This is a genomic window from Arachidicoccus sp., from assembly GCF_050436765.1.
GTDB lineage: Bacteria > Bacteroidota > Bacteroidia > Chitinophagales > Chitinophagaceae > Arachidicoccus.
The window spans coordinates 1-2,529 of record NZ_JBNQGD010000068.1; the positions used below are offsets into that span (position 1 = coordinate 1).

General features: G+C 36.7%; 3 protein-coding genes. 2 read left to right on the forward strand and 1 reads right to left on the reverse strand.

The window, feature by feature from the left end; translation table 11 throughout:
• Together ACQR30_RS03040 and aqpZ are read left to right on the forward strand one after the other, a co-directional pair.
• A partial coding sequence (locus tag ACQR30_RS03040) for a GH92 family glycosyl hydrolase (RefSeq protein WP_429731076.1) occupies nt 1-802 on the forward strand: 802 nt, incomplete at its 5' end.
• A 148-nt stretch (nt 803-950) separates the two neighbouring features.
• Complete coding sequence (gene aqpZ, locus ACQR30_RS03045; protein ID WP_429731079.1) at nt 951-1,637, forward strand: aquaporin Z; 687 nt, start codon at nt 951-953, stop codon at nt 1,635-1,637.
• Nucleotides 1,638-1,711: 74 nt separating this feature from the next.
• Here the strand turns inward: aqpZ and ACQR30_RS03050 are convergent, their stop codons facing one another.
• Entirely contained in the window at nt 1,712-2,407 is a 696-nt protein-coding gene (locus tag ACQR30_RS03050) for a response regulator transcription factor (protein WP_429731082.1), read from the reverse strand.
• Between the last annotated feature and the right edge of the window lie 122 nt (nt 2,408-2,529).

Sequence of the window (2,529 nt, forward strand, 5' to 3'; positions counted from 1 at the left end):
CTATGGTGATGATGACTGGTGCAGTGATCATCTTCCAAAAAAAATAGGGAATGAAAAAATTTATAACGAATTCATCAAACGTTCACAGAATTATAAAAATGTTTATGATGCATCCATTGGTTATATGCGCCCCAAAAATAATGCGGGCGTATTTAGAAAAAATTTCGATCCATTAGAAACATCTGGCGAAGGTTTTATTGAAGGAAATGCTTGGAATTATTCATTGTACGTCCCGCAGGATCCAACCGGCATGATCCAAATGGAAGGTGGCGATAAAGCATTTATCGAAAGATTAGATAAATTATTTACAACCTATTTACCCGATAAATACTTTGCTCATACCGAAGATATTACCCGCGATGGATTAATTGGGAATTACGTGCATGGCAACGAACCATCGCATCATATTGCCTATTTATACAATTGGACAAGTCAACCATGGAAAACACAAAGTACCGTACGCATGATTTTGAAATCACAATACCACAACGGTGCCGACGGTTTGGGCGGAAACGATGACACAGGACAGATGAGCGCTTGGTATATCTTTAGTGCACTTGGCTTCTATCCGGTAACACCCGGCTCGGACAAATATGCTCTAGGAAGTCCTCTAATAAAAAGTGCAGACTTACATCTGGAAAATGGGAAACACTTCGTCATTGAAACAAAGAATCAGGCGCAGAAGAATGTATATGTTTCAAGAGTAGAATTGAATGGAAAAATATTATCGCAGCCATTCATTAAACAAAGTGATATTACCAAAGGCGGAAAATTAGTCTTTTGGATGTCAGATAAATATTAAGCTCATTATGACTTATTAAAAATTTACAGCCAGACCCTAACCCAAGATTTTTAGCTTAGATAAATAATATATTTTAAAGGGGAAATGAATATCATGTATTAAAATTCATTAGCTTTATTTACAATATTTACTTATTAAATTTTAATACATGAAAAAGTATTTAGCAGAATTTATTGGAACAATGTGGCTGGTCTTGGGTGGATGCGGCGCAGCGGTATTATCCGCGACGTTTCCAAACCTGGGCATTGGTTTCATAGGTGTTGCATTTGCATTTGGTCTAACTGTCTTGACTGGAATTTATGCTTTTGGACATATTTCCGGTGGCCATTTTAACCCGGCTGTTTCTTTTGGCTTATGGATTGGCGGGCGTTTCGATGGCAAAGATTTAGTACCTTATATCGTTGCTCAAATTTTGGGCGGGATAGTGGGAGCAGGTATTTTGTATTTAATTGCAACAGGGAAACCTGGGTTTGAATTAGGTAGCTTCGCCTCTAATGGTTACGGTGAGCATTCGCCCGGAGGTTATTCGTTATTGGCATGTTTTGTTTGTGAAATTACGATGACTTTTATGTTTGTGATGATTATTCTTGGAGCCACACATAAAAATACACCTAAAGGTTTTGCGGGTATTGCTATAGGTCTGGGTTTAACGCTTATACATCTAATCAGTATTCCTGTGACCAATACATCAGTAAACCCTGCAAGAAGCATAGCTCCGGCATTATTTGCTGGTGGTTGGGCGATAAGCCAACTATGGTTTTTTTGTATCGCTCCAATTATAGGGGCTACGATTGCCGGCTTGGTTTATAAATATCTTGCACCCAATAAAGATTAGAGGGCAATTTTAGCTAGCAAAAAGGCGCAACATTTAAAAATGCTGCGCCTTTATTAGCTCATTGTATCTATTTATTAAGGCGCTACCAAACGGAAACCATTCCCATGAATATTTACAATTTCTATTTGATCATCTTCTTTCAGATATTTACGCAATTTAGCGATATATACATCCATACTACGGCCGTTGAAATAAGTATCACTACCCCAAATCTTCTTCAAGGCTTTTTCGCGTGGCAATAAATCATTTTTGTGCTCAGCCAACATTTTCAATAATTCGTTTTCTTTTGGAGAAAGAGTGAAAGTTTCTTCACCTCGGATTAATTGACGTAAGCGCGGATTAAAATGAAAACCACCCAAATCAAATTCAACGTATTCGTTTTCTTTATTGATTTCTTCGTTGCGTTTTAAAATAGCTTTTATTTTCAACAATAATACTTCGCTATCAAAGGGCTTGGTGATATAATCATCAGCACCCAATTTATATCCTTGAATGATGTCTTCCTTCATTGTTTTGGCACTTAGGAAAAATAAAGGCACTTCAGGATTAATATCTCTAATCTCTTCGGCAAGAGTAAAGCCATCCATATGTGGCATCATTACATCAAGCAAGCAAATATCAGCGCCTTCCCTTTGAAAAGCAGCCAATCCTAAGCGACCGTCACGTTCCAGAACTACATCATAGTCATTCAACTCCAAATAGTTTTTCAAAACCATTCCTAGATTTTGATCATCTTCACAAAGAAGAATTTTGTATTTTTTGTTATCCATAAACGTCTAAATTTTTATTTATGAAATATAAAGGTACGAGTTGAATTATAAATGATATGCTAATGTTTAATAATTCGTTTTTTACTGGCTGTTAAAGATTTACTACGCCCAGAGGTTTTCAG